Source organism: Agrobacterium rubi TR3 = NBRC 13261 (genome assembly GCF_000739935.1).
Lineage (GTDB): Bacteria > Pseudomonadota > Alphaproteobacteria > Rhizobiales > Rhizobiaceae > Agrobacterium > Agrobacterium rubi.
In genome coordinates this window covers 11,820-35,700 of sequence record NZ_BBJU01000003.1, presented here as the reverse complement: position 1 = coordinate 35,700, position 23,881 = coordinate 11,820, and the positions used below count along the sequence as shown (strand labels likewise).

Annotated in this window: 28 protein-coding genes and 1 other RNA gene; 4 read left to right on the top strand and 25 right to left on the bottom strand. The window is 57.8% G+C overall.

Going from position 1 to position 23,881, the window contains the following annotated elements; all coding sequences use genetic code 11:
- Positions 1–21: 21 nt before the first annotated feature.
- The 16 genes from ybgF to ruvC all read right to left on the bottom strand — a co-directional run bounded on the left by ybgF (position 22) and on the right by ruvC (position 11,729).
- Positions 22–1,032, bottom strand: a complete 1,011-nt coding sequence (gene ybgF, locus RRU01S_RS01495; RefSeq protein ID WP_045228737.1) for a tol-pal system protein YbgF — start codon at positions 1,030–1,032, stop codon at positions 22–24.
- Positions 1,033–1,187: 155 nt separating this feature from the next.
- Positions 1,188–1,721 (bottom strand): peptidoglycan-associated lipoprotein Pal, encoded by a 534-nt coding sequence (pal, locus tag RRU01S_RS01490; protein WP_042617515.1) that lies wholly within the window; start codon positions 1,719–1,721, stop codon positions 1,188–1,190.
- A gap of 211 nt (positions 1,722–1,932) precedes the next feature.
- Positions 1,933–3,246, bottom strand: a complete 1,314-nt coding sequence (gene tolB, locus RRU01S_RS01485; protein ID WP_045228483.1) for a Tol-Pal system beta propeller repeat protein TolB — start codon at positions 3,244–3,246, stop codon at positions 1,933–1,935.
- Positions 3,247–3,327: 81 nt separating this feature from the next.
- Positions 3,328–4,512 carry a cell envelope integrity protein TolA gene (gene tolA, locus RRU01S_RS01480; protein ID WP_045228482.1) on the bottom strand — a complete coding sequence of 395 codons (1,185 nt, stop codon included), beginning with the start codon at positions 4,510–4,512 and terminating at the stop codon, positions 3,328–3,330.
- Between the two features lie 7 nt (positions 4,513–4,519).
- Positions 4,520–4,981, bottom strand: coding sequence for a protein TolR (gene tolR / locus RRU01S_RS01475; protein WP_045228481.1), 462 nt, complete (start codon positions 4,979–4,981; stop codon positions 4,520–4,522).
- A gap of 29 nt (positions 4,982–5,010) precedes the next feature.
- Complete coding sequence (gene tolQ, locus RRU01S_RS01470; protein WP_045228480.1) at positions 5,011–5,730, bottom strand: protein TolQ; 720 nt, start codon at positions 5,728–5,730, stop codon at positions 5,011–5,013.
- A gap of 260 nt (positions 5,731–5,990) precedes the next feature.
- Positions 5,991–6,431 (bottom strand): tol-pal system-associated acyl-CoA thioesterase, encoded by a 441-nt coding sequence (gene ybgC, locus RRU01S_RS01465; RefSeq protein ID WP_045228479.1) that lies wholly within the window; start codon positions 6,429–6,431, stop codon positions 5,991–5,993.
- Between the two features lie 62 nt (positions 6,432–6,493).
- Positions 6,494–7,006: an NUDIX hydrolase gene (locus RRU01S_RS01460; protein ID WP_045228478.1), complete on the bottom strand. Its 513-nt coding sequence runs from the start codon at positions 7,004–7,006 to the stop codon at positions 6,494–6,496.
- Positions 6,999–7,580 (bottom strand): DinB family protein, encoded by a 582-nt coding sequence (locus RRU01S_RS01455; protein ID WP_045228477.1) that lies wholly within the window; start codon positions 7,578–7,580, stop codon positions 6,999–7,001. Before RRU01S_RS01455 ends, RRU01S_RS01460 begins: the two co-directional genes overlap by 8 nt.
- Before the next feature lie 55 nt (positions 7,581–7,635).
- Entirely contained in the window at positions 7,636–7,854 is a 219-nt protein-coding gene (locus RRU01S_RS01450; RefSeq protein ID WP_045228476.1) for a hypervirulence associated TUDOR domain-containing protein, read from the bottom strand.
- A 50-nt stretch (positions 7,855–7,904) separates the two neighbouring features.
- Positions 7,905–8,798 carry a metallophosphoesterase gene (locus RRU01S_RS01445; RefSeq protein WP_045228475.1) on the bottom strand — a complete coding sequence of 298 codons (894 nt, stop codon included), beginning with the start codon at positions 8,796–8,798 and terminating at the stop codon, positions 7,905–7,907.
- A 2-nt stretch (positions 8,799–8,800) separates the two neighbouring features.
- On the bottom strand, positions 8,801–9,841 hold the full coding sequence (ruvB, locus tag RRU01S_RS01440; protein WP_045228474.1) for a Holliday junction branch migration DNA helicase RuvB: 1,041 nt from the start codon (positions 9,839–9,841) through the stop codon (positions 8,801–8,803).
- Entirely contained in the window at positions 9,838–10,245 is a 408-nt protein-coding gene (locus tag RRU01S_RS01435) for a type II toxin-antitoxin system VapC family toxin (protein WP_045228473.1), read from the bottom strand. Before RRU01S_RS01435 ends, ruvB begins: the two co-directional genes overlap by 4 nt.
- Entirely contained in the window at positions 10,242–10,520 is a 279-nt protein-coding gene (locus RRU01S_RS01430) for an AbrB/MazE/SpoVT family DNA-binding domain-containing protein (protein WP_045228472.1), read from the bottom strand. The genes RRU01S_RS01435 and RRU01S_RS01430 overlap by 4 nt, the downstream gene beginning before the upstream one ends.
- A 54-nt stretch (positions 10,521–10,574) precedes the next feature.
- Positions 10,575–11,192 (bottom strand): Holliday junction branch migration protein RuvA, encoded by a 618-nt coding sequence (gene ruvA / locus RRU01S_RS01425; RefSeq protein ID WP_045228471.1) that lies wholly within the window; start codon positions 11,190–11,192, stop codon positions 10,575–10,577.
- Between the two features lie 24 nt (positions 11,193–11,216).
- The gene (gene ruvC / locus RRU01S_RS01420) at positions 11,217–11,729 is read right to left on the bottom strand and encodes a crossover junction endodeoxyribonuclease RuvC (RefSeq protein ID WP_045228470.1); all 513 of its coding nucleotides are present in this window, start codon (positions 11,727–11,729) and stop codon (positions 11,217–11,219) included.
- Positions 11,730–11,972: 243 nt separating this feature from the next.
- Between ruvC and RRU01S_RS01415 the strand changes: the two genes are divergently transcribed.
- Positions 11,973–12,974 carry an LLM class flavin-dependent oxidoreductase gene (locus tag RRU01S_RS01415; protein WP_045228469.1) on the top strand — a complete coding sequence of 334 codons (1,002 nt, stop codon included), beginning with the start codon at positions 11,973–11,975 and terminating at the stop codon, positions 12,972–12,974.
- Between the two features lie 28 nt (positions 12,975–13,002).
- Here the strand turns inward: RRU01S_RS01415 and RRU01S_RS01410 are convergent, their stop codons facing one another.
- Positions 13,003–13,704: a DUF3592 domain-containing protein gene (locus tag RRU01S_RS01410; protein WP_165572196.1), complete on the bottom strand. Its 702-nt coding sequence runs from the start codon at positions 13,702–13,704 to the stop codon at positions 13,003–13,005.
- 142 nt (positions 13,705–13,846) lie between these two features.
- Positions 13,847–14,593, bottom strand: a complete 747-nt coding sequence (locus tag RRU01S_RS01405; protein ID WP_045228467.1) for a YebC/PmpR family DNA-binding transcriptional regulator — start codon at positions 14,591–14,593, stop codon at positions 13,847–13,849.
- 234 nt (positions 14,594–14,827) lie between these two features.
- On the opposite strand from RRU01S_RS01405, the gene RRU01S_RS01400 reads away from it, so the two are divergent.
- Positions 14,828–15,331: a pyridoxamine 5'-phosphate oxidase family protein gene (locus tag RRU01S_RS01400; protein ID WP_045228466.1), complete on the top strand. Its 504-nt coding sequence runs from the start codon at positions 14,828–14,830 to the stop codon at positions 15,329–15,331.
- Positions 15,332–15,354: 23 nt separating this feature from the next.
- On the opposite strand, the gene RRU01S_RS01395 is transcribed toward RRU01S_RS01400, so the two are convergent.
- From RRU01S_RS01395 to RRU01S_RS01370, 7 genes are all read right to left on the bottom strand, one after another.
- A complete protein-coding gene (locus RRU01S_RS01395; protein ID WP_081879967.1) occupies positions 15,355–16,209 on the bottom strand; it encodes an MBL fold metallo-hydrolase in 855 nt (284 codons plus the stop codon).
- Positions 16,210–16,528: 319 nt separating this feature from the next.
- Complete coding sequence (locus tag RRU01S_RS01390; RefSeq protein WP_045228464.1) at positions 16,529–17,353, bottom strand: TIGR00282 family metallophosphoesterase; 825 nt, start codon at positions 17,351–17,353, stop codon at positions 16,529–16,531.
- Entirely contained in the window at positions 17,350–17,943 is a 594-nt protein-coding gene (locus tag RRU01S_RS01385; protein ID WP_045228463.1) for a 5-formyltetrahydrofolate cyclo-ligase, read from the bottom strand. Before RRU01S_RS01385 ends, RRU01S_RS01390 begins: the two co-directional genes overlap by 4 nt.
- Positions 17,943–19,205: a hemolysin family protein gene (locus tag RRU01S_RS01380; protein ID WP_045228736.1), complete on the bottom strand. Its 1,263-nt coding sequence runs from the start codon at positions 19,203–19,205 to the stop codon at positions 17,943–17,945. The genes RRU01S_RS01385 and RRU01S_RS01380 overlap by 1 nt, the downstream gene beginning before the upstream one ends.
- A gap of 263 nt (positions 19,206–19,468) precedes the next feature.
- A non-coding RNA gene (gene ssrS, locus RRU01S_RS25185) (6S RNA) lies at positions 19,469–19,627 on the bottom strand.
- A gap of 141 nt (positions 19,628–19,768) precedes the next feature.
- Complete coding sequence (locus RRU01S_RS01375) at positions 19,769–20,146, bottom strand: cell division protein ZapA (protein WP_045228462.1); 378 nt, start codon at positions 20,144–20,146, stop codon at positions 19,769–19,771.
- 14 nt (positions 20,147–20,160) lie between these two features.
- Positions 20,161–20,433 (bottom strand): DUF4164 domain-containing protein, encoded by a 273-nt coding sequence (locus RRU01S_RS01370; protein WP_045228735.1) that lies wholly within the window; start codon positions 20,431–20,433, stop codon positions 20,161–20,163.
- Positions 20,434–20,757: 324 nt separating this feature from the next.
- On the opposite strand from RRU01S_RS01370, the gene tkt reads away from it, so the two are divergent.
- Both tkt and gap read left to right on the top strand, forming a co-directional pair.
- Entirely contained in the window at positions 20,758–22,740 is a 1,983-nt protein-coding gene (gene tkt / locus RRU01S_RS01360; protein ID WP_045228460.1) for a transketolase, read from the top strand.
- 93 nt (positions 22,741–22,833) lie between these two features.
- The gene (gene gap, locus RRU01S_RS01355) at positions 22,834–23,844 is read left to right on the top strand and encodes a type I glyceraldehyde-3-phosphate dehydrogenase (RefSeq protein ID WP_045228459.1); all 1,011 of its coding nucleotides are present in this window, start codon (positions 22,834–22,836) and stop codon (positions 23,842–23,844) included.
- The last annotated feature ends 37 nt before the right edge of the window (positions 23,845–23,881 follow it).

Here is a 23,881-nt window from a genome sequence, read left to right as displayed (position 1 = left end):
CGTCATCGCCGCTTCACCATTTTACTGGCAGCTCAGGCGTTTCTGTTCACTGGTAACCTTGCCCAGAACGGTCTTGGATGCGCTGGGGTAACGCTTCGGCACTTCGCGAAGGGTCGCGCAGGCGGTTTCCTTGTTGTCGAGGGCAGCCAGCGACATGCCGAGCTTCAGCAGCATTTCCGGTGCCTTGGGCGATTTGCTGTAGGTCTGATGCGCATTCAGAAAAGTCTTGGCAGAATCAGTGAATTTGCCCTGGCTATACTGCGCTTCGCCCAGCCAGAAATTGGCGTCCGCTGCCTTGGCACCCTTGGGGTAGCCCTGAATATATTGCTCGAAACCTTTTTCCGCCGCCTTGTAATCGCCGGAGAGAACATGGCTGTAGGCGGCCTGATAGATATCGTTTTCGCTGGTGAGTGCCGCGGTATTGACCGGATCGGTCGTGGACGAACGTCCCGTATCGACACCCGGCAACTTGCCAGCGGAATTATTGACATTCGGGTTCAGCGAACCACCGACCGGCATTCCGCGCGAATCGAGTTCGATGGAGCCGAGCGTGCTTTCGCCGGGGGCCGCATTGGCGCGCGGTGCGGTCGCCATCCGGTCTGTACCCTGCGCACCACCCATTGAAGCGCCGCCCTGAGACGGCGTTTCAATGATGGTTGCGACGTCATCCTGAGGACCTGCCGATGGTATCTCGGCTTCGGCCTTCTTCTTCGGTGCCGGTGCGGCAGACTTGCCACCTTCTAGCTCCTGGAAGCGGAATTCATTGTCTTCCTGTGCCTTGCGGATCGTTTCCTGCATTTGCAGCAGCTGGAAACTCATTTCCTCAATGCGACCGTTCAGCTGGCGGATCTGCTCCTCGAGCTGCTGCACACGATAGGTATCGTTTGCCTGCACCTTTACCACCGGTGCATTTTGCGTGTTCAACGTGCCGAAGGCCCCACCTGAACCGAACAACGGACCCGAGACGGCCACGCCGCTCAAGCCGGTGCAGGCTGCAAGCCCCAGCATTCCCGCCACGACAAGTTTCTTCATGTTGCGTCCTGTCTGGTTGATTTGCGCCCCAACGACGCAAAACCGGATTTTTTCCATCTGGCGTAAAAAAGCAACTTAAGTTCGGCCAAACTATGGAAAAAAGAAAGGCGGCCCGAAGACCGCCTCTCAATCATCATCACACAATCGCGATACAGTTAGCGGGCGCCGCCCAGAACCGTGACGGCGCGACGGTTCTGCGACCAGCAGGAAATGTCGTCGCAAACGGCGACCGGACGTTCCTTACCGTAGGAAATGGTCTTCATGCGGTTTGCAGGAACACCCTGCGACGCAAGGAATTCCTTGGTGGCGGCTGCACGGCGTGCACCCAGCGCAAGGTTGTATTCGCGGGTACCGCGTTCGTCGGCATGGCCTTCAACGGTGATGGCGTAGTTTGGATAACGAGCCAGCCACTGTGCCTGACGCTGCAGGGTCTGCTGCGCATCGGCGCGGATCGACGTGCTATCGGTATCGAAGAAGATGCGGTCGCCAACATTGACGGTGAAGTCCTGTGCGGAACCAGGCGTCGCAGAACCTGCACCACCACCCAGGCCAAGCTCGCCGGCGCTGTTGGGCATGTTCTTCTTGTTGGCGCAACCGGCCAGCGCAAGCGCAAGCGTCAGTGCGATCATGGCCGGGTTACGGGCAATTTTCTGCATCGGGCCGAGTGCCGAAGTGTTTGTACGGCTCATAGCCGGTCTCTCCTTAGAATTTCAGTAACGTTGCCAGACAATAACCGAATGCAGTTAATTGCCCCCAAACAATTATGGTTAACAGAAAGGAAATGTCCCACTTTTTTTGCGCCCTCACAACAACATCGCAGCAAAAGACGAAACAGTTCCCGGTATCACATGCTTATAAAATATGGCGGCACGCTTCAAACGTCCCGCCATAATGGCTTTATCAATCCAGAAGCGGCGACCAAGCCGGGTCGGACGCAAATGTCGGCGTCTTGATCAACTGCTCGTTATAACCGGTCAGATCGATGGAATAGAGCTGCGGGCCACCGGAACCGGCTGCCTGACGGAAGAACATCAGCACGCGGCCATTCGGCGCCCATGTCGGCCCCTCATTGTGGAAGCCCGACGTCAGAATACGCTCGCCCGAACCATCCGGCTTCATAACGCCAATGGAGAATTTGCCGCCGGATTGCTTGGTAAAGGCAATCAAATCGCCGCGTGGAGACCAGACCGGCGTGGAATAGGAGCCGTCGCCGAAGGAAATACGGGTTTGGCCGGAGCCATCGGCATTCATCACGTAAATCTGCTGACGGCCGCCACGGTCGCTTTCAAAGGCGATGCGCTGGCCATCCGGCGCATATGACGGTGCAGTATCGATAGCACCGGTGTTCGTCAGACGCGTCGTGGTGCGAGACCGCAGATCCATGGTATAGATGTTGGCGTTGCCTTCCTGCTGAAGGCTCATGATGACCTTCTGTCCATCCGGCGAAAAGCGCGGCGAGAACGTCATGCCGGGGAAGTTGCCGACCACTTCGCGCTGTCCGGTTTCCAGCTGCAACAGATAAACGCGCGGCTGCTGACCTTCGAACGACATGTAGGTCACTTCCTGGCGGCTCGGCGAAAAGCGCGGCGTCAGAACGAGGTCTTTGGTGTTGGTCAGGTTGCGAACGTTGAAGCCGTCCTGGTCCATGATCGACAGCGCACGCTTACGGTCGGTCTTGGGACCGCTTTCGGAGACGAAAACGACACGGGTATCGAAGTAACCCTTTTCACCCGTCACACGCTCATAGATCGCGTCGGCGATGATATGGGCGACACGGCGCCAGTTTTCCGGCTGGGTGAAGAACTGCTGGCCGCTCATCTGCTGACCGGCAAACGTGTCCCACAGGCGGAACTCGGCGCGCAGGCGACCATCGGCCTCCTTGGTGACGCGTCCCGTGACCAGTGCCTGCGCGTTGATGACCTTCCAGTCTTCGAAACGCGGCTGCTGATCGGGATTGCTGATCTTTTCGATGAACGCATTCTTGTTGATGGGCGCAAACAGCCCGGAGCGCTGAAGGTCGGCCGCGATAACCTGCGAGACTTGCGCGCCGATACCATCGCCCGACATGAAGTCGGTGATGGCGATCGGCAACGGCTGCACATTGCCCTTGTTGATGTTGATTTGAACTTCAGCATTGGCCGGTGTGACGGCAACGAACGACAGCAGCATGCCGGAGGCAACCACCATCGCGCGCAGGAGAGAGAACTTGATCATTGAGACAAGCCTTTCAGCTTCATACAAAAATTGGACATCGAATTGGGTGTGGGTGTTGTCATCGGTCCCAAAACTGTCGGTTTAAGTCGCAAACTCGGATGGGTCGAAGTTCAGGACCATCGTATTCCATCCCTTTTCGCCTTCGTATTTATCGGGTGGCAGGTTTTTCAGGGGTTGAGACCTGAAGATCGCACGACGCGCACTGCCTTCGACGGCGCGACGTGTTCCATCCGGGCCACCTGTCGCGGTAACTTCGGGCTGGCCGACGATATTGCCGTTCTGATCCAGCGATACGCGAACGACCACCCGCACCTCGGAGACGCCGGTCAAACCGCCGGGCATGTTCCAGTTGCCTTCGATCTGGCCTCTGACATTGTCGATTTCGCTGGCGCTCAGGCCGGTACCAATCGTCTTCTTGCCGCCAAGCGATGCGGTTTCAGTCGACCGTTTCGCGCCGCCACCGGATGGTGCCTGCTTGTTCAGCAGCTTGGAAATCTCGTCCGCATTGAACTCGCTGGCCTGCGAGGATGCGGACTTTGCCGTTTCCTGCTTGCGATCTGCGGGTTTCTTGTCGGTTGGCTTCTCGGTCGACTTGGCCTGGTCCGGCTTCTTTTCCGCTGGTTTTTCGGCAGGTTTCGTCTCAGCTGGCTTCTGCTCTGCCTGCTTGGGCGGCTCCGGCTTCGGCTCAGGCGGCTGCGGACGGGAATTGGGGCGCGGCACATTCGGCGGCACCGGAATTTCCGCCGGCTCTTGATTTTGCGGCGGTGGTTCCTGCGCCTGTTGCTGCGCTGGTGGCTGTGTCGGCGTCGGTGGTGTCGCTATTTCGGGCTTCGGAATAGGAAGCGACGCGGTTTCCATCGGCTTGGGCGCGGATGTCTCTTCCTTGACGATGTCTTTCACATCGTTCGGCTTGGTGTCCGTAACCGGCGCGGGCTTTTCCTGCTTGGGAGGAGCGGCAGCACTGTCATTGTTGTTGGGCTTGGTGGTCGGCGTCGGCGGCGCGTCGAGATCGGCCGTGTTGTTGCCGGTATTCTGGGCGTCAGGCACGATATCGGGACGCGTGGTCGGCACCGGGGCTGACTTCTCGGCCTTGGGCGCGGTCTTGTCGCCCTGCTGGATCTGCGTCATCTCTTCAACAGACACGAGATCGACGGGCATCGACTCGGCCTGAGACACCTCGAGCGGCGCTGGCGAGCCCAGAGACACGAGGGCAAAGGCCAGCAGCGAGGCGTGCACAATCGCAGATGTGGTGACGCTGCCCTTCATACCTAGATCAATTGTCCTGTTTCTGTTGTGTCACAAGGCCGATATTCTTGAATCCCGCAGCCTGAATGCGCGCCATGACATCGGCCACGATGCCATAGGCGGCAACGGAGTCCGCACGCACGAAAATGCGCTCATTATAGCCGGTCGTCGAAATAGCCTGCAATTTGTCGGCCACTTCCGCCGCCTGGATCGGCGTTTCCTGCAAATGGATGACGCCGTCTGCATTCACCGAAATCGTAATTGGCTGCGTATCGGAGTTCAGCGCATTGGCAGATGTCTGCGGCAGATCGACAGGCACGCCGACCGTCATCATCGGTGCCGCCACCATGAAGATGATGAGCAGCACCAACATGACGTCGACGAGCGGCGTCACGTTGATTTCGCTGATCGCGCCACCTTTGCGGCGTCCCCGGCCTCGGCCACGGCGTCCACCGGACCCACCGCCACCACCGCCTGCTGACATACCCATCGTGTTACTCCACTCGCTCGGTTACGCGGTTACTGCGCGGCCTGGCGTGTCTGCAGCTTCTCGTCGATCTGGCGCGAAAGGATGGCGGAGAACTCGTCCGCAAAGCCTTCCATGCGCGCAGAGAGCTTGCCTGCATCGCCTGTGAATTTGTTGTAAGCGATAACCGCCGGAATAGCGGCAACCAGACCAATGGCCGTCGCCAGAAGCGCTTCGGCGATACCGGGGGCCACAACCGCAAGGTTGGTGGACTTGGAACCGGCAATCGCCTGGAACGAGGTCATGATACCGATAACCGTACCGAACAGACCGATGAACGGACCCGCCGAACCGATCGTGGCTAGCGAACCGAGACGCGCTTCGAAGGTTTCGCCTTCACGCGCCATGGTCACGTCCATGGCGCGGTCGATACGCATCTGAAGACCGATTGGAGACCGTGCACCGCGCTCGAAGGACTTCTTCCATTCGCGCATGGCGGCCACGAAGATGGCCGCAAGACCGGTGTTCTGGCGCTCTGCCAGTGTCCGGTAAAGTTCTTCCAGCGACTGGCCCGACCAGAACACCTGCTCGAACTGGTCGAACTGGCGCTTTGCCTTGCCAAAGGACACATATTTGTCGATGACGATGGCCCATGTCCAGACAGACGCGGCGATGAGGCCGATCATAACCAGCTTGACGATGAGACCCGCCTGCATGAACAGCGCCCAAAGACTTACGTCGTGCGTTGCTGCGGCCAAACCTGCCTGTTCCATAAAAATCCAATCCCCGAATCCAAACGCCCGGTGCATGACCGGGCGATTTAAACGCGCATCAACGTTTGAAGTCCTTCAGCGACTGCCGAAAACCCCATGAGCCGTGCCCCGATATTACCATTTAGCCTTCCTTGACCGTAAATTTGGTAAAAGGAAGGCGTGCGGCGCACAAATACCGAATGGTTAAGGTAGACTACATTATGGTTAAGAGAGTGTTACGAAATCGACACTTCTGCCGTGATCGTTGGATTTGCAATTTCTTACTTCAGAAATTTCTCTGCAATCGTATCCGGCAACCGCCGCGGTCTTCCCTTGGCATTGATCACGGCAATAATCACTTTGGCGGCAACCAGCAGTGTTTCTCCGCGCCGTATCTCCTGGTTGAGCACCATCTTGGCCCCACCGGCTTTCTCTGTCAGCGTGGTGATGGTCAACACATCGTCCATCCGCGCCGGTGACTTGAAGTCGATTTCCATGCGATGGACCACGAACACCAACCCCTCGTCATCCGCCGTCAGCAAAGCGCTCTGTTCACAGCCGAGGCACCGCAGATAATCGGTGCGGCCACGCTCGAGAAAATGCAGATAGCGGGCGTGATACACGAGGCCGGAGAAATCGGTGTCTTCGTAGTAGACCCGCTGGGTCAGCCGGTGGCCGTGTTCGATCAGTTCGCCGGAGAGTGATACGGTGAGGTCAGTCATGCGAAGGTCCTTGGAGAAGTTTTCTGCTTTAGACACGGCGGGAGAACCACCCCCCCACCCCCTCATTTGTCATCCAGATTGCGATCATCCCAAACAACGTGCTGGACGGTAGAGGGTAAATTTTCGATCTCACCCGCGATGAAATACGGTGGAATATCCAACTGCGTCAAGGCTTGCGTGGTCGCTCTTGCCCAGCGGAATTCCAGAGGATGCTTGCCATCCTGCATGCGGTGGACGATGTTTTCTTCGTGGAAAGGAAACGTCTCGGGCAATTCCATCAAGTAGTAAAAACCAAGCTCGTGCCAGTCCTTGCCCTCGTAATGGAAGAAGTTCTCCACCACCCAAAGCAACCGCCCGACTTTAGCCTCGACGCCAAGTTCTTCCACCATTTCCCGCGCCAACGTTTCCTGCGACTGCTCGCCCATTTCGGCACGACCGCCGGGAAAGCTCCAGAATTTTTCATGCGTTGCCCGGTGTACCAGCACATGGCCATCGCGAAACGCGATGCCTGCCACACGCATCTGGAAAATGCGCTTGGGTTTGAATTTCATGCGGATGCGGGTGTCTTCAGTCATATGTTTTGTCTTCCGGGAACATGAGGTCACGTTCCGACCAGCCTAGCGCGTCCAGCTCCACTTTGCGAACCCCCGCATCATCGCCAACGATAAATTCGTCCAGTTGCGGTGGTTTAACGGAGGTGCCGGACAGCATCGCGTGTACTTGGCCGCGATGATGCGTCTGATGCTGGAAGAGATGTGTGAGAATATCGTCGCAACGGTCTTGCTGTATTCGCTCTGCCCGATGCACTCGCACGGTCGCGGCTAAATCGTCCGGCTTCAACATATCCACAAAAGCGATGAGGTCCTCGTCCAACTGCGCTTGCTCATCCCGCAAAGCAGGTATGTCGCCGAAAGGCTCTTCCTGAGCAAACGCGGCATATCCCAACGTGCCGCCCTTCAGGGCATCCAAATAAAACAGATCGACCAGATAGATATGATTCAGCGTCGCGCGGATCGTCGAAAAGAAACTGGTTCGGGGAGCGACGAATTCCTCCTGCGAGAGCAGACCGCAGGCGGTGTGAAGTCTTATATTTGCCAGCCGATTGTTGCGCGCCAGTTTTCTGAACACGCGGCACGGATCGTAGCTCATGGCTCTCTCACTCACGTCTGTTGTCGGAACGGAAAGAGCAGTCATCTTTAAAAGATCAACTGGCTTTTTCCAGTTCCGAATGGCTTTTCAAGACCTCGCCGCCGTCTTCCTGCTCGATGAGATAGGCGGGCTCTTCCTCGCTAGCCTTGCGCTTGATGACGGAGCCCGCAATCTTGCGCTCTACGTCCTCAGTGAAACTTTCGGCGACCTTGCCCTCGCCTTTGCCAGAACCCCATTTCCATTGCACCTTGGTACCCTTGCGAAACTTCGTCATCCTGCGCTCCTTGCCAAAAAACGGGAATGGTCAGAGCTGTGAATGGTTCCTTAAGCCTCGCCCAGATCGATCACCACCACCTCTGGGGGCGACAGAAAACGGACCGGAGCAATGGAGCATCCAAGACCGCCGGACACCACCAGATGTCTGTTCTCCTCGACCACATGGCCATAGACGAAACGTTCCCCGAAGCGAGATGGCACGGCCGGACGCCAGCCGAACAGATTGACCTGACCGCCATGGGTGTGCCCCGACAAGGTCAGCGAGACACGCTCCGGAACCGACACGAAAATATCCGGCTCATGCGCCAGCAGAATGACAGGCGCATCATCCGTGACCTGCGCAAGCGTGCCGGGGAGATCATCGAGACCCGTCGTTCGGCGTCCAGTCAGATAGGCCCACTGGTCTTCCACTCCCGCAATCCAGAACGGCTGTATATCGGGACCGCAGCGGACAGCCTGGTTCGAATGCACCTGAATACCGACGGATCGTAACGCCCGATGCGCGATGGTTTCCTTCAGCCGCAAACGCTGTGCTTCCGGGTCCTGCCACCAATCGTGGTTACCACACACGGCGTGTACCCCTTGCGGTGCCTTCAATCCCGAGAGAGCCTTGGCCCAATCTTCCGGCGGAACGACGCCCGTCACCAGTTTCATTCCGGACATGTAATCGCCCAGTAGCAGCATGACATCGCCACCCAGCGTGTTGGCATAATCGCAAATCCTGGCGATCCGCTCGGCGGGCATCCACGGCTCGCACGCATGAAAATCCGCAAGCGCCACGATACGCAAGCTTTGCCCCTTGGGCCAGCCAGGCGAATTGATGCGATACCGTGTAGTCGAAAGTCGCGCCAAAGGCTCGATGCCGCCCGCATAGGCGCCAAGAGAGACCAGCCCCGCCGCCATCGTCGCAGCGGTCTTGAGCAATGCGCGGCGGGTGATCACGATCAGTCGTCCTCGAGCGTCATGCGAAACTGTGCCGCTTCGATGTCTTTTGGCGGCTGCATGCCCAGATGTTTCCACGCCGTTGCGGTCAAAATACGTCCGCGTGGGGTGCGCTGAATGAAACCCTGCTGGATCATATAGGGCTCGATGATATCCTCGATGGCATCACGCGGTTCCGACAAACCAGCCGCGATGGTTTCGATGCCGACGGGCCCGCCGCCGAAATTCACCGCAATCATCGTGAGATAGCGCATGTCCAACTGGTCGAGGCCCATATTGTCCACCAGCAGCCGCGTCAGCGCCTCATCGGCAATCTGACGTGTGACCGATTCCGCCCGCGCTACCTCCGCAAAGTCCCGCACCCGTCGCAAGAGCCGCCCGGCAATGCGCGGCGTGCCACGCGAACGACGCGCGATCTCGCGCGCGCCCTCCTCCGTCATCGGCAATCCCATAATGCGCGCCCCACGACGCACGATGAGCTCCAGCTCCTCGACGGTGTAGAAAGACAAGCGAACGGGAATGCCGAAGCGATCCCGCAAAGGGTTCGTCAAAAGCCCGAGACGCGTGGTGGCGGCGACCAGCGTGAATTTGGACAAATCGATCTTCACAGACCGCGCGGCTGGCCCTTCGCCAATGATCAAATCAAGCTGAAAATCTTCCATCGCGGGATAGAGGATTTCCTCCACGGCAGGGCTTAACCGATGGATTTCGTCGATAAACAGAACGTCCCGCTCTTCCAGATTGGTGAGCAACGCTGCAAGATCACCCGCCTTGGCAATGACGGGTCCGGAGGTGGACTTGAAGTTGACGCCGAGTTCCTTGGCCATGATCTGCGCCAGCGTCGTCTTGCCAAGGCCGGGCGGGCCCACGAACAGCACATGGTCCAGCGCCTCGCCTCGGTTCTTCGCCGCCTCGATGAAAATCTTGAGGTTGGCGCGCGCCTCCGCCTGACCGGTAAAGTCATCCAGCGTCTGCGGGCGCAGCGTCGTATCGATATCCTCGCCGCGCTTTTCCGAAGAAATCAGCCTTGCCGCGTCGCTCATGTCAGCATTTCCATTTCGGGTATTTTACGCGCCGCTTTCTGGTCGAATGTATAGGTCACGGTGCAGCCAGCCACTCTGTTCATTTCCGAAATGACGGCATCGGAAAAATCCGCGCCGGAATTGCGGCAAATATCGATCGCGTTACCGACCACTTCATAATCCGGCACCTCGATTTCACGACGTTCGAGGATAGCCTGAATAAAATCAAGAACGGCGTTTTTGGAGTAGCCATAAAACCGCTCCAAAACCCAAGCCGTTTCAATCATCACGACCACACCAACGACCAGCGTATCGTTCTCCCCGAGCTCGTTTATAAAGTTTACGACGCAGTCCCTTTGAGCAGGATCATCGTTGACGGCAATACGCAGAAGAATATTCGTATCGATACCAAATCGACCGCTCATTCATCATCCTCGTTGCGCATTGATTCCCCATAAGCTGCAGACACCGAATACCCGATCGCAGGATTCATGTCGTCAATCGTCAGCTTCCTGCCGTTCGGTGGAGCACCTAGCAAACCGGCCAAATCGTTGAATGACTGGTTGCGCGGCACGACGACCATCTCACGGTTACGGACCCAGACATAGCATTTGTCACCTGGTCTGATGTCAAGCTGTTCGCGAACGCTCTTCGGAACAGTCATCTGTCCTTTGGATGTGATGGTGGTCTGAAATCCCATGATCGCAAACTTTCTTACTTTTTGGAAATTGTAAGGAAAATAACACAGGAAGGCTTATCGCGAAAGCTCCTTCAACCCCAGCCGGATCAGCTTGGCGCTATCGCCACCCTCTCCCCCGTTCTTCAGCGCCGCTGCAACCGCATTGGCGGCCTGGTCGCGAGAATAACCGAGATTGGTGAGCGCCGAGACGGCATCGGCCACCGGCGCGGACGCGACGCCTTCACCAAGTTCCTGCTTGAAGCCGATAGAGCCGGACGCCTCGCCCGCGAAAGCCGGAGCCTTGTTGCGAAGCTCTGTGACGATACGCACCGCCACCTTCGGCCCGACACCAGGCGCACGCGACACCACGACCTTGTCCTGAAGCGCAATCGCATTGGCCAACTCAGACGGCGTCAGCGTCGACAGCACGGCTAGTGCAACCTTGGCACCCACACCCTGAACACTCTGCAACAGGTTGAACCATTCCCGTTCCAGAGCGGTCAGGAACCCGAAAAGCCGCAACTGGTCTTCGCGCACATAGGTCTCGATGAAGAGAACGACGGCTTCCCCCGCCGATCCCAGCCGAGACAGGGTGCGCGCCGAGCAATAGGCCACGTAACACACACCGTGCACGTCCACGACCACATGGTCGTCGCCGATTTCATCGATGGTGCCTTTGAGTTTTCCGATCATGGTAACGCCTGTGAAAAGAGGAAATCAGCCGCCCGCCAGCACGCGGCGCATGCGCTCGCTTGCGCGGTTGTGGGCGTGGCAAATGGCGATGGCAAGGGCATCGGCTGCATCGTTGCCCTTGAACTCAGCCTTGGGCATCAGAATTTTGAGCATCATATGGATCTGCTGCTTTTCGCCATGGCCGACGCCAATCACCGCCTTCTTGACGGCGTTGGGGGCATATTCGGCAACCGGCAAACCGGCGCGCGCAGGAACCAGCATGGCAATGCCACGTGCCTGACCAAGCTTCAGCGTTGCGACGGCGTCCTTGTTGACGAAGGTCTGCTCCACCGCCGCCTCATGCGGTTGATGGGAATGCACGATATCCGACAGCCCGTCATGCAGCTGGCAAAGACGCGAAGCCAAGTCCATATCGCCATCCGACGTGACAGTGCCGGAGGCCACGAAACGCAGGCTGTTGCCCAGTGTTTCGATGATGCCCCAGCCCATTCGCCGCAGTCCGGGATCTATCCCGATAATTCGAATCGCATTTTGCATATGGCACCCTATCCTCAAGGGTCAAAACCTGCCAGCGATAAGTGAACAAAACGACAACATTGCCAAAGAAGGCAGATGGGATTGCACAGAGGGCGATAAAACCTCGCTGGATTTTTCGGTTGCAAACCGTCTCAGCGGTGCACCAGTTTTTTTGATCCATCGTTCAATTCGGCGCGATTGCACTGGCAAATTCGGCCATAAAACTTACATCTTGCACAACACGAAACGCATCAGGAGCGTCCTATGATTCCTTTTTCCATTCTCGATCTGTCGCCCATCGGTGAAGGCGAGAACGCGAGCAAGGCGCTTGACAATTCGCGCCGCATGGCGATCAAGGCCGAAGAACAGGGCTATGAGCGCATCTGGCTTGCCGAACATCACGGCATGCCGGGCATCGCCAGCGCCGCGACCGCGATCGTCATCGCTCACGTTGGTGCTGCAACATCGCGCATCCGCGTCGGCTCCGGCGGCGTCATGCTGCCCAATCACTCGCCCCTCGTCATTGCCGAACAGTTCGGTACACTGGACGCCCTCCTGCCGGGTCGCGTCGATCTCGGCCTTGGTCGTGCGCCCGGCACCGACATGCGCACAGCCCGCGCGCTGCGGCGCAATCTCGATGCCGGTGCTGAAAACTTTCCGCACGATATTATCGAGCTGCAACAATATCTCGGCGCACCACAGCCGGACCAGGCCATTCTATCTGTGCCCGGCATGAACTCCAATGTGCCGATATGGCTGTTGGGTTCCAGCACCTATAGCGCGCATTTGGCAGCGATGCTCGGCCTGCCTTACTCCTTTGCATCGCACTTCGCGCCAGACATGCTGATGGACGCCATCGCGATCTACCGCGAACGCTTCCAGCCATCGGCAACACTGAAAAAGCCCTATGTCATGGTTGGCGTCATGGGTGTCGGGGCAGATACCGACGATGAAGCGGAACATCTGTTCACCTCGGCGCAGCAGCAATTCGTCAATCTGCGAAAGAATGTCCGCACTCAGTTCCCACGACCCGTCGACAATATGGATGATTACTGGAGCGACATGGAGCGCATCACGGTGGATCATACGCTCAGATACGCAGTGGTCGGTTCTCACGCGACAGTCGAGCAAAAACTCGGCGAATTCCTGTCGGCCACCGATGCGGACGAGCTGATCGTCTCGATGCCGGTTCACGACATCCAAAAACGCCTTCGCTCGGTCGAAGTCTTCGCCGAAGTTCGCAGCGGCCTGAGACAGGCCGCCTAACGGCATTCAGTTCAAAGCGATCTCGCAGTCATGCGGGACCGCTGACGACATCGGTCAAGTCGATCATGTGATGCTCGGGCTTTTTCGGATCGACCAAAACCCGCAGTTTTCGGCCTTGTAACTGATCCGTCGGATCGACCCATATCGGGCCGCTTTCGTAGCGCCTTATGCGCCCGTTTGTGGGGTCGGCACCCTGCGCAACCACACGAAACGGGTTGGCACCGTTCACATTCAGCTTCTCATCCCGAAACACATGCAGAAAATCCGCCTCCACAGGCTGCCCGAAGCGTAGCAGCCAGGCATTGCGACGCTTCCTGAAAAAAAGCACGAGAACCATGGCACCGCCGAGGATCGTGAAAATGATCCCCAACCCACCAAACATGCCGGGCAAAAAATAACGGCCTTGGACATCATCGATCAGCGCGCTTGACGGTGATTGCGGATCGTACAGAATATCCACCTTGTCTCCGCGCGAAAAGCGCGGCGGGCTGGAGCTCATTCGATCCGCCATTTCCTGCTGCTGACTCTGGGCGTCAGTAAAGCGAACGATCGCGGTGTAGCCCGTTTCGTCTCTTTTGCGAACGAGGTCCGAGACCACACCTTCAGCCCGCAATGCGCGCGCCGCAAACTGGTTGTCGTAATAAAACAGGCCAGCGCCAGCCGCGGCAAACACAAGCCCCAACACCAGAAAGCACCACCCCACCAGCCTGACGATCGTCGTTGCGCCCAAAACGCTCTCCATCCAACGGAATAAAAAGACAAAAAAATAAACCGAAGGCAGAAATAATATCTTTGATAGCAAAAAGCGACTGAAAAAGAAAAGCCTCCGCGCATTGCTGCCGGAGGCCTCTGCATTCTTCAGGGCGAAAATATCAGGCCGAAAGCTTGGCCATGATTTCCTCTGAGACTTCGAAGTTCGAGTAGACGCTCTGAACATCGTCATCGTCTTCGAGGTTGTCGATCAGCTTCATCAGCGACTGTGCTTTTTCTTCATCCACCGGCACCGTGTTCTGCGGCTTCCAGATGGACTTGACGCTTTCGGCTTCTCCCAGAACGCTTTCGAGCGCCTTAGACACTTCGTTCATCGCTTCAAAACCACAGATGATGGTATGGCCATCTTCGCTGCTTTCCACGTCGTCGGCACCGGCTTCGATAGCGGCTTCCATGACGGTATCGGCATCGCCGACCGAGGCCTTGTAGGTGATTTCGCCGACGCGGTCGAAGGAGAAGGAAACGGAACCCGTTTCGCCCAGTGCGCCGCCGGCCTTGGTGAAGATCGAACGAACATTGGAGGCCGTGCGGTTGCGGTTGTCCGTCAACGCTTCGACGATGACCGCCGTGCCGCCGGGGCCGTACCCTTCGTAACGCACATAATCGTAGTTCTCGGCATCCGCGCCCGACGCCTTCTTGATGGCGCGGTCGATATTGTCCTTGGGCATGGACTGCGCCTTGGCGTTCTGGACCGCCAGACGCAACGCGGCGTTCATGCTTACATCCGGCAGACCGGACTTGGCAGCAACGGTGATTTCACGCGCGAGTTTGGAGAACATCTTCGAACGGATCGAATCCTGTTTTCCCTTGCGATGCATGATGTTCTTGAACTGTGAATGGCCAGCCATGGCACCCCTGATCGGATCGTTTGTTTGGATTGCGGTGCTTATAAGTGCGATGGCCCGGCTGTTCAAGCCCACAGGTCCACTCTTCTCGCAACACATGAGGAGACCTGTTCCGGTTAACAGGAAACGCTTTAGGGAACTGAAATGTACTCTCGCCGTTTGGTTACCAGTACGAAAGCAGGCAGCCTTGCCCGCTGATCGTAACAGATAACGAGAAACGTGAAGGAGACACATTCAATGGTCAGTCTGAGTGAAGCACGCGACGCCCCTGCCCGTCAGCTTTGGGACGAAATCAATTCCGTGCATGCCGGTATGCTGGGCCTTGAAGGCCTCCACAACCACATGCAACCAATGGCACCTCATGCCGATCCCAAGACCAATACCATCTGGTTTTTCACCAAGAAGAGTTCCGATCTCGTCCAGACACTGAAGTCCGGCGCGCGCGCCCATTTTTGCGTCATCGGCAAGGATCACGATTATCATGCCTGCCTCTCCGGCAAGCTGGAAGTTCGCGAAGACAAAGCGAAACTGGACGAATATTGGAACTCCGTCACCGCTGCCTGGTACGAACATGGGAAGAGTGACCCAGATCTCACAATGCTCGCCTTGCATGTCGATGATGCCGAGATTTGGGCATCCACTGACAGCACGCTGAAATTCGGCTGGGAAATCGCCAAGGCAAACCTGTCGGATGACAAGACACCGGATATCGGTGTTAGACAGCACCTGACCTTCGCATAACGACAGCCCCCGCCAGTCACCTTTCACATGCCTTGCGGCACGAGGATTTGCGGCTGGCGGGGAAGGTTTCTCATGGAAACGCTGATCACGGGGCTGCTGGCATAGGCAATCTTGAACTGCGCTCCAAACGTCACCAGAAACTGCTTGAGCGCGCTTGGCTGGTGCATCGGGAGGATCAAGGCGGAACGCAGCCGCTTCACGATCCGGCTCATACTGTCAGAGCCCATCGTCAATCCACCATCTACCGGCACCATCAGCACATCCAGACGGCCGATTTCGGCATATTGCGTCTCCGTCAGCTCATAATGCAGATGGCCGAGATGACCGATGCAAAGGCCTGCGACCTCGAAAATGAAGATCGAATTTCCATCCTTCTGCAACAGCCCACCGCCGCCCCAGCGATTGCGGATGTCTGAGGTGACATTACGGATATAGACATCTCCAACCTGCAATTTATGCACCGCTTTTTCGCCCGGCACATCGCTCCAGCCATGCAGAACATGTTTGATGCCGGGGTCAGGGTGCATCGTATAATGCGTCGAATGCGCATTGTTCATCGTCACGACGGTTGGCGTAACGGGCGGGCGGTAGACGCCATTATAATCAGTGGCAATGGTCACGCCTTCCGGCGAGGTGATCAGAAATGTCGAGTGAGCGATATATTGTATCGCCACCTCTTCCTTCGCCGTGGATTGAGCCAGTCGGACATCCGCAGACTTGACGCTTGCAAAGGTCACGCCGGGCAGATTTTGGGCAATGGCCTGACATTGGCTGATGGGCGGGCGGTTGACGGAGGGACGGCTCGGCTGCTGCTGAGCCGATGCGGCGCCAGCAATCAAAAGCCCTGACACTGCAAGAATGAGCATGCGAAGCATCAACACCACTCCCGGAAACGAGATGAGTGAGGAAAGGATGCGGCAAGGTTGGAAGATCGTCCAGAAGCAAGAGCGGGATGCCGCTCACAATGTCGTCATTGGAGGTGGGTATGGTGAGGTTGGCGGGTAGGGTTCACCCCCCTTTGCCTGCCGGCATTTCCCCCTCAGGTTGGGAGATCGGCTGGGCGCTCTGACGCCGCTTCACTTCCAACGTTAGAAGTGGCCGAAAGGCTGCCGCAAGTCGATCTCCCCACCTGAGGGGGAGATGTCCGGCAGGACAGAGGGGGGGTAAGCCCCACCCGGCGCCATATAATAACAAGCATCAAGCCCAAAAAGCCGGAACCGTCTCTGCCAATCTTGGCCCCATTCGCAGCGGCGCGATCTTCTCCGCCAGTCCCGTGCGATCCGAAATCTCTACACCAACGCCACAGATGGTCGCGGGACCGCTCGCCGCTTCGAAGCGGCCTTTGGGCATTTTGGAAATGAACCGGTTGATCGGCTCTTCCTTTTCCATGCCGAGCGAGGAATCGTAATCGCCGCACATGCCAGCATCTGACATATAGGCCGTGCCGCCGTTCAGGATTTGCGCGTCAGCGGTCGGCACATGCGTGTGGGTGCCGACGACGAAGCTAGCGCGACCGTCTACGAAATGGCCGAAGCACTGCTTTTCGCTGGTCGCTTCCGCGTGAAAGTCGAACACGATGGCATCCGCCTGTTCACCCAGCGGGCAGGCACCCAGAATGCTTTCTGCCGAGCTAAAGGGATCGTCCAGTTCCGGGTGCATGAAGACGCGGCCCATGATGTTGGCCACAAGAATACGCGCGCCATTGCGGCCATAAAATAGGCCGGAACCCTTGCCGGGCGTTCCCTTGGGGTAATTGGCAGGCCGCAGGAACTGGTCGTGCCGCTCGCAGAACGTCACGGCTTCCTTCTGGTCCCAGACATGGTTTCCGGTCGTGACCACATCGGCACCGGCATTGATCGTCTCGAGATAAATCTCCTCGGTGATGCCGAAACCGCCAGCGGCGTTCTCGCCATTGACGATGACGAAATCCAGTTTCAGGTCGGAGATCAGCCCCGGAAGACGCTCCCACACCGCCGTGCGGCCCGACTTGCCAACCATATCCCCGAGAAAAAGAAGTCTCATCCAGCCGTCCTGCCCTTGAAGTAACGCATGCCGCTCTCGGTCAGAACGGCATCCAGCGCCACATCGTGCGGCTGCGCGGGCACTGATGGCACTTCCTGGCAGTCGAATGCAATGCCGATAAGGGTTGTATCAAGTCCTTTTGCGTGGAGTTTGGCGATTGCCCTGTCGTAATGCCCGGCGCCATAGCCGATCCGGTGGCCTGCCGCGTCGAAAGCCGATAGCGGCACCAGCAGAATATCGGGGTCCAGCACCGCCGCGTTTTCATCGGGGCCGGTGGTGCCGAAGCCGGTTTTGACCAGCTCCACACCCGTCGCGAACTCGCGAAAGACAATCGTCTCACGGTCCAGAATGACCGGCAGGCAGAGACGCGCACCGTGAGCGCGCAAGGCCTGCATCAAGGGTCGTAGATCCGCCTCGGAGCGGATCGGCAGGAAGCCAGAGACGGTCTTTCCAGTAGCAAAGGTCAGCGCATCTGTACCCTTGGCCGCAATGCTCAGACTTTTGGCAACGCGCTCTTCAACGGAAAGAGCGTCCCGCAGGGCGAGACGCTCATGCCTGATCTGTGCTTTATCGAGGTCGCCCGATGTCATCAGGCAGCCCGGCTGACCAGCACCTTGTCGATGCGGTGACCGTCAAGGTCGATGACCTCGAAACGGAAGCCATTGCGGGTAATGTGTTCGCCAAGCTCCGGCAAGCGACGGAACTCGTCGAGAACCAGACCGGCCACCGTTTCGAATTCGGCGTCGTCGGAAATCTGGAAACCCATGCGGTCGGCAAATTCGTCGGCTGGCATCCAGCCGGCTACGAGGAAGCTGCCGTCTTCGCGCTCCACCATGGCAGGCTCTTCACCATCATCTTCCTGGAATGCACCTGTAATGGCTTCCAATACGTCGCCGGAACTGATGATACCTTCGAAATGGCCGTATTCGTCATAGACAAGAACCATATGCACGGTCGAGCGGCGCAGCGACTGGATCACATCGACAGCACTGGTCAAATCCGACACGACAGGCACTTCGCGCAGCAGTTCACGAACGTTGAGTTCCTTGCCGAACGCCAGCGCATCGAAGGCATCCTTGGCAAAGAGAACGCCGAGTATTTCGTCGGACGCACCGTTGCGCACCGGCAAGCGAGAGCGCTGAGTGGCGCGCAACTGCTCGCGGATTTCTTCCGCCGTATCCTCGATATCGACCACTTCCACGTCGCGACGCGGCGTCATCAGGCCACGGGCATTGCGGTCTGCAAGCCGCATGACGCTGGTGATCATCGCCGATTCCTCGGTTTCGATCACACCGGCACTATGGGCTTCGGCCAGAACCGTGCGAATTTCATCATCGGTGACCGATGCGTTGGATTCGCCGCTATGGCCGAGGATGGCCAGCAGCAGTTTGCCCGAGCGATCCAGCAGCCAGACGACCGGCGCGCCGATCTTCGACAGCATGACCATGGCAGGCGAAACGCGCACGGCAACCTTTTCAGGGTCGCGCAAGGCAATTTGCTTCGGCACCAGTTCACCAACGATCAGCGATAGATAGGTGATGGCGACAACCACCACGCCGACGCCGATGGCATCGGCGGCACGGTCCGGCACGCCCTGCTCCAGAAGCCAGCTGGTGAAGCGTGCACCCAGTGTCGCACCGGAAAAAGCACCCGAGAGCACGCCAACAAGCGTGATGCCGATCTGCACGGTGGAAAGAAAACGTCCGGGATTTTCTCCAAGGGTGAGCGCCATGGCGGCGCCCCTGCTGCCTTGTGCGGCAAGCACTTTGAGCCTCGCCGGTCTGGAGGAGACAACGGCAAGCTCGGACATGGCAAGCACACCGTTCAGTACGGTGAGCAAAACCACGGTCATAATTTCAATAAACAAGTTTAGCTCTTCTGGGCTGTTGAACGGCATGTCGCGGCTGCAACCACAATCGCTATAGTTGAAAGCGGGAGCGGACATACCAACACGAATAATAAGGAATTGTTCCGCCAATGCAATGACCGGCAGATGAAAAACAAATGATACAGTGATATCGGCGCATGGCCGCAACAATGGCGCGGAAACCGGTCAGCGCACGCCTTGGCGGCAAGGCGCCTGCCAAAGCCTGAAATATCGATCAAAAAGAGAAAGTGCGATCCGCGGCGACCGATGGAGTTTTACGATCCTGGGTGCCTACAAACGTAGGTGGGCGCCATATGTCCAAGCCCACGGGCCTGGCCAGGGACAGCTCCCTTTGGATCGAGTATGGCCCCAGGGATTGAGTTTCCTGTCGAGAAGCGCAGAACGCGTCATCTATATAGGATGGTTCTGTGGGTAGCGGAAGGGGTAACCGACGGCAATATCGCGGAAAATAACGTTCGGAGCCTACGAGCGCAGCTTTGCTATAGAGGCTTTGAAAAACGACGCTTAACAGCAGCGAAGAAAACGGCTCAATTCACCACCGGCTTGGGACGAGCCACGAGCTTTTCCGTAATTCCGTTCAACCGCGTGGACAGTTCGGAAATGGCGTCCACCAGCATTTCCTCGGTTTTCGCCTTGCTTTGTGCCATCCCGTCGCGGTTTTTCTGCAACGTGGCAACCTTGGCTTCCAGCGCCTCGATCTTGCGGGAAAGCTCCGACATCTCGTCAGTGATCATGATGCCCGCCATCACCGTCAGTCGCAAATCGCCGATTTCGCCGAACTGGCTTTTCAGATGGCCGACATATTGGTCGAACTGGCTGGCGAGATCGGTCAGGTGCGCTTCCTGCCCCGCCTCGCACGCCATGCGGTACGCCTTGCCGTCAATCATTACCGTCACTTGAGCCATGATATCCTCAGTCCCTATCGATCCAGCACTGCGCGGATCGTCTCCATCGCGGTCACGAGGCGGCGGGAAACCTCGCGGTTCACTTCCTCGAGGCGGTTGGCGCGAAATTGCGACTGGTCAAGCTCCTGCGCCAGCCGCGCACGGTCCACATGCACACGCTTCACTTCGCTCTCGACCTCGCCATTTTCCCGCTGGCGCTCGATCCGCATATCGATCGCGTTCTCAAGGTTGTTGATGGCAGAGCTGAGCTCCGTCAACGCAATCTGTATGGTTTTTTCCGCCGTCATCGTTTCTTCCAAACCGCCAGAGCCAAGCCGAATCGTTGTCTCTTGGTGTCAATCAGGGCGCTTGCACGATATGACCTGATTAACGCCCACGTCAATCAAACCAATACATTCAAACACTTTGCGCTGTGGATGAATGCAGCGCGGCAAGGGCCGAATGTGGGCGGTGGCCCGAATATTGCCAAAATACGAAACGATTTTTGTTGCCGATCGAACTGCAAGCGCCCCTCGTTTTATTGACAGCACCGCCCTACCTGCTATGCATCAAACCGCTTTTTGGATAGTCATAACGGCTATCTCCTTTCACCCGGAACAGACGGAAAAGCCATGATTTCTCGCGACAAACACGACCGGATGGCCAATGCAATCCGATTTCTTGCCATGGATGCTGTGGAGAAGGCCAATTCTGGCCACCCCGGCCTGCCATTGGGCGCTGCGGATGTGGCCACGGTCCTTTTCACCCGATACCTGAAATTCGATCCGAAGGCATGGCAGTGGCCAGACCGCGACCGCTTCGTGCTGTCTGCCGGTCACGGCTCTATGCTGCTTTACTCGCTCCTCTACCTCACAGGCTATGAGGACATGACGATCGACGAGATCAAGCGTTTCCGTCAGCTGGGTTCCAAGACCGCTGGTCACCCGGAATACCACCACGCCACCGGCATCGAAACCACGACAGGCCCGCTGGGTCAGGGCATCGCCAATGCCGTCGGCATGGCCATTGCCGAGCGCAAGCTGGAAGAAGAGTTCGGCTCCGACCTTCAGAGCCACTTTACCTACGCGCTGTGCGGCGATGGTTGCCTGATGGAAGGCATCAGCCACGAGGCGATTGCGCTGGCTGGCCACCTGAAGCTCAACAAGCTCGTGCTGTTCTGGGATAACAACAACATCACCATCGATGGTGAAGTCGGCCTCTCGGACTCGACAGACCAGATCGCCCGCTTCAAGGCTGTTCACTGGAACACAATCGAGATCGACGGTCACGACCCGGAAGCAATTGCCAATGCTATCGAAGCCGCTCACGCATCCGACCGCCCGACCTTCATAGCCTGCAAGACCATCATCGGTTTTGGCGCGCCGAACAAGCAGGGCACACACAAGGTGCACGGCAACCCGCTGGGTGCCGAAGAAATCGCAGCTGCCCGCAAGAGCCTGAACTGGGAAGCAGAACCCTTCGTCATTCCAGAGGACGTGCTCGATGCATGGCGTCTGGCCGGCCTGCGCTCCACCAAGACGCGTCAGGAGTGGGAAGCTCGCCTGGAAGCGACCGACGCCGACAAGAAGGCCGAGTTCAAGCGCCGCTTTGCCGGTGACCTGACCGGTAATTTCGACAGCTCCATCGACGCCTTCAAGAAGAAGGTTGCCGCCGACAACCCAACGGTTGCCACCCGCAAGGCATCCGAAGACACGCTCGAAGTCATCAACGGCATTCTGGCCGAAACGATCGGCGGCTCTGCCGACCTGACGCCTTCCAACAATACCAAGACCAGCCAGATGAAGTCGATCACACCGACCGATTTCTCAGGCCGTTACCTCCACTACGGTATCCGCGAACACGGCATGGCAGCAGCCATGAACGGTATCGCACTGCATGGCGGTCTTATTCCTTACGCTGGCGGCTTTCTGATCTTCTCGGATTATTGCCGCCCGTCCATCCGCCTGGCAGCCCTCATGGGCATCCGCGTCGTTCACGTTCTGACGCACGACTCGATCGGCGTTGGTGAAGACGGCCCAACCCACCAGCCGGTCGAGCAGATCGCAGCGCTTCGCGCTATTCCGAACCTTCTCGTCTTCCGCCCTGCGGATGAGACGGAAACGGCGGAAGCCTGGCAGTTCGCGCTGCACCAGAAGAACCGCCCATCTGCCCTAGCGCTGACCCGCCAGAACCTGGCTCCGGCCCGCAAGGACTACGAGGAAAAGAACCTCGTCTCCTACGGCGCATATGAGTTGGTTTCGGCAAGCGACGCCAAGGTCTCGATCTTTGCATCCGGTTCGGAAGTCGAGATTGCGCTGAAGGCTGCCGCCGACCTCAAGGTCAAGGGCATCTCCACCCGCGTTGTATCGGTCCCGTGCTTTGAACTGTTCAAGGAACAGCCAGAAACCTATCGCAAGGCGATCATCGGCAACTCGCCGGTCAAGGTTGGTGTCGAAGCCGCTATTCGTCAGGGCTGGGATTACTTCATCGGCAATGACGGCGCGTTTGTCGGCATGCACTCCTTCGGCGCATCCGCACCGGCCAAGGATCTCTACAAGCAGTTCGGCATCACGGCAGAAGCCGTCGTTGCTGCCGCAGAAGAAAAGCTCGGCTAACGGCCTGAATAGAATCTGGAGCGGCGCGACAAGCAGTGTCGCCACTCCAAGCATTTCAAACAAAATTCGACGATATTGACAGGGAGTATCTCAATGACTGTAAAAGTTGCCATTAACGGTTTTGGCCGCATCGGCCGTAACGTCCTTCGCGCCATCGTGGAATCCGGCCGCACGGATATCGAAGTCGTTGCCATCAACGACCTCGGCCCGGTCGAAACGAATGCGCATCTGCTCCGCTACGACAGCATCCACGGCAAGTTCCCGGCTGACGTGAAGGTCGAAGGCGACACGATCATCGTGGCCGGTGGCAAGCCGATCAAGGTCACAGCCGTGCGCGATCCGGCCCAGCTGCCGCACAAGGAACTCGGCGTCGATATCGCGCTGGAATGCACAGGCATCTTCGTTGCCCGCGACAAGGCCGCCGCTCACCTGACCGCTGGCGCAAAGCGCGTCATCATCTCGGCGCCTGCCGAAGGTGCAGATCTGACGGTCGTCTTCGGTGTCAACCACGACCAGCTGACGAAGGATCACCTCGTCATCTCCAACGCATCCTGCACTACAAACTGCCTGGTTCCAGTCGTCAAAGTTCTGGATGACCTCGTCGGTATCGACCACGGCTTCATGACCACGATTCACTCCTACACCGGCGACCAGCCAACGCTGGACACCATGCACAAGGACCTGTACCGCGCCCGCGCAGCAGCCCTGTCCATGATCCCGACCTCGACAGGTGCCGCCAAGGCCGTTGGCCTCGTGCTGCCGCACCTCAAGGGCAAGCTCGACGGCACATCGATCCGCGTTCCAACGCCAAACGTCTCGGTCGTCGACTTCAAGTTTGTCGCCAAGAAGGCAACGACCGTCGAGGAAATCAACAACGCCATCAAGTCCGCCTCCAACGGCGCGCTGAAGGGCATCTTGGGCTATACGGACGAGCCGCTGGTCTCCCGTGACTTCAACCACGACAGCCACTCCTCCATCTTCGCAACGGACCAGACAAAGGTCATGGAAGGCAACTTCGTGCGTATCCTCACTTGGTACGACAACGAATGGGGCTTCTCCAACCGCATGTCCGACACGGCAGTGGCACTGGCCAAGACCATCTGATTTTTCGCAGATAGTAAATAAGCAAAACCCGGCGGGA

What these genes read in the sequence shown, in the direction of transcription:
- ybgF (WP_045228737.1), bottom strand. Translation starts at nt 1,032, where the DNA reads ATGAAGAAACTTGTCGTGGCGGGAATGCTGGGGCTTGCAGCCTGCACC.
- pal (WP_042617515.1), bottom strand. Translation starts at nt 1,721, where the DNA reads ATGAGCCGTACAAACACTTCGGCACTCGGCCCGATGCAGAAAATTGCC.
- tolB (WP_045228483.1), bottom strand. Translation starts at nt 3,246, where the DNA reads ATGATCAAGTTCTCTCTCCTGCGCGCGATGGTGGTTGCCTCCGGCATG.
- tolA (WP_045228482.1), bottom strand. Translation starts at nt 4,512, where the DNA reads ATGAAGGGCAGCGTCACCACATCTGCGATTGTGCACGCCTCGCTGCTG.
- tolR (WP_045228481.1), bottom strand. Translation starts at nt 4,981, where the DNA reads ATGGGTATGTCAGCAGGCGGTGGTGGCGGTGGGTCCGGTGGACGCCGT.
- tolQ (WP_045228480.1), bottom strand. Translation starts at nt 5,730, where the DNA reads ATGGAACAGGCAGGTTTGGCCGCAGCAACGCACGACGTAAGTCTTTGG.
- ybgC (WP_045228479.1), bottom strand. Translation starts at nt 6,431, where the DNA reads ATGACTGACCTCACCGTATCACTCTCCGGCGAACTGATCGAACACGGC.
- RRU01S_RS01460 (WP_045228478.1), bottom strand. Translation starts at nt 7,006, where the DNA reads ATGACTGAAGACACCCGCATCCGCATGAAATTCAAACCCAAGCGCATT.
- RRU01S_RS01455 (WP_045228477.1), bottom strand. Translation starts at nt 7,580, where the DNA reads ATGAGCTACGATCCGTGCCGCGTGTTCAGAAAACTGGCGCGCAACAAT.
- RRU01S_RS01450 (WP_045228476.1), bottom strand. Translation starts at nt 7,854, where the DNA reads ATGACGAAGTTTCGCAAGGGTACCAAGGTGCAATGGAAATGGGGTTCT.
- ruvB (WP_045228474.1), bottom strand. Translation starts at nt 9,841, where the DNA reads ATGAGCGACGCGGCAAGGCTGATTTCTTCGGAAAAGCGCGGCGAGGAT.
- RRU01S_RS01435 (WP_045228473.1), bottom strand. Translation starts at nt 10,245, where the DNA reads ATGAGCGGTCGATTTGGTATCGATACGAATATTCTTCTGCGTATTGCC.
- RRU01S_RS01430 (WP_045228472.1), bottom strand. Translation starts at nt 10,520, where the DNA reads ATGGGATTTCAGACCACCATCACATCCAAAGGACAGATGACTGTTCCG.
- ruvA (WP_045228471.1), bottom strand. Translation starts at nt 11,192, where the DNA reads ATGATCGGAAAACTCAAAGGCACCATCGATGAAATCGGCGACGACCAT.
- ruvC (WP_045228470.1), bottom strand. Translation starts at nt 11,729, where the DNA reads ATGCAAAATGCGATTCGAATTATCGGGATAGATCCCGGACTGCGGCGA.
- RRU01S_RS01415 (WP_045228469.1), top strand. Translation starts at nt 11,973, where the DNA reads ATGATTCCTTTTTCCATTCTCGATCTGTCGCCCATCGGTGAAGGCGAG.
- RRU01S_RS01405 (WP_045228467.1), bottom strand. Translation starts at nt 14,593, where the DNA reads ATGGCTGGCCATTCACAGTTCAAGAACATCATGCATCGCAAGGGAAAA.
- RRU01S_RS01400 (WP_045228466.1), top strand. Translation starts at nt 14,828, where the DNA reads ATGGTCAGTCTGAGTGAAGCACGCGACGCCCCTGCCCGTCAGCTTTGG.
- RRU01S_RS01390 (WP_045228464.1), bottom strand. Translation starts at nt 17,353, where the DNA reads ATGAGACTTCTTTTTCTCGGGGATATGGTTGGCAAGTCGGGCCGCACG.
- RRU01S_RS01385 (WP_045228463.1), bottom strand. Translation starts at nt 17,943, where the DNA reads ATGACATCGGGCGACCTCGATAAAGCACAGATCAGGCATGAGCGTCTC.
- RRU01S_RS01380 (WP_045228736.1), bottom strand. Translation starts at nt 19,205, where the DNA reads ATGACCGTGGTTTTGCTCACCGTACTGAACGGTGTGCTTGCCATGTCC.
- RRU01S_RS01375 (WP_045228462.1), bottom strand. Translation starts at nt 20,146, where the DNA reads ATGGCTCAAGTGACGGTAATGATTGACGGCAAGGCGTACCGCATGGCG.
- RRU01S_RS01370 (WP_045228735.1), bottom strand. Translation starts at nt 20,433, where the DNA reads ATGACGGCGGAAAAAACCATACAGATTGCGTTGACGGAGCTCAGCTCT.
- tkt (WP_045228460.1), top strand. Translation starts at nt 20,758, where the DNA reads ATGATTTCTCGCGACAAACACGACCGGATGGCCAATGCAATCCGATTT.
- gap (WP_045228459.1), top strand. Translation starts at nt 22,834, where the DNA reads ATGACTGTAAAAGTTGCCATTAACGGTTTTGGCCGCATCGGCCGTAAC.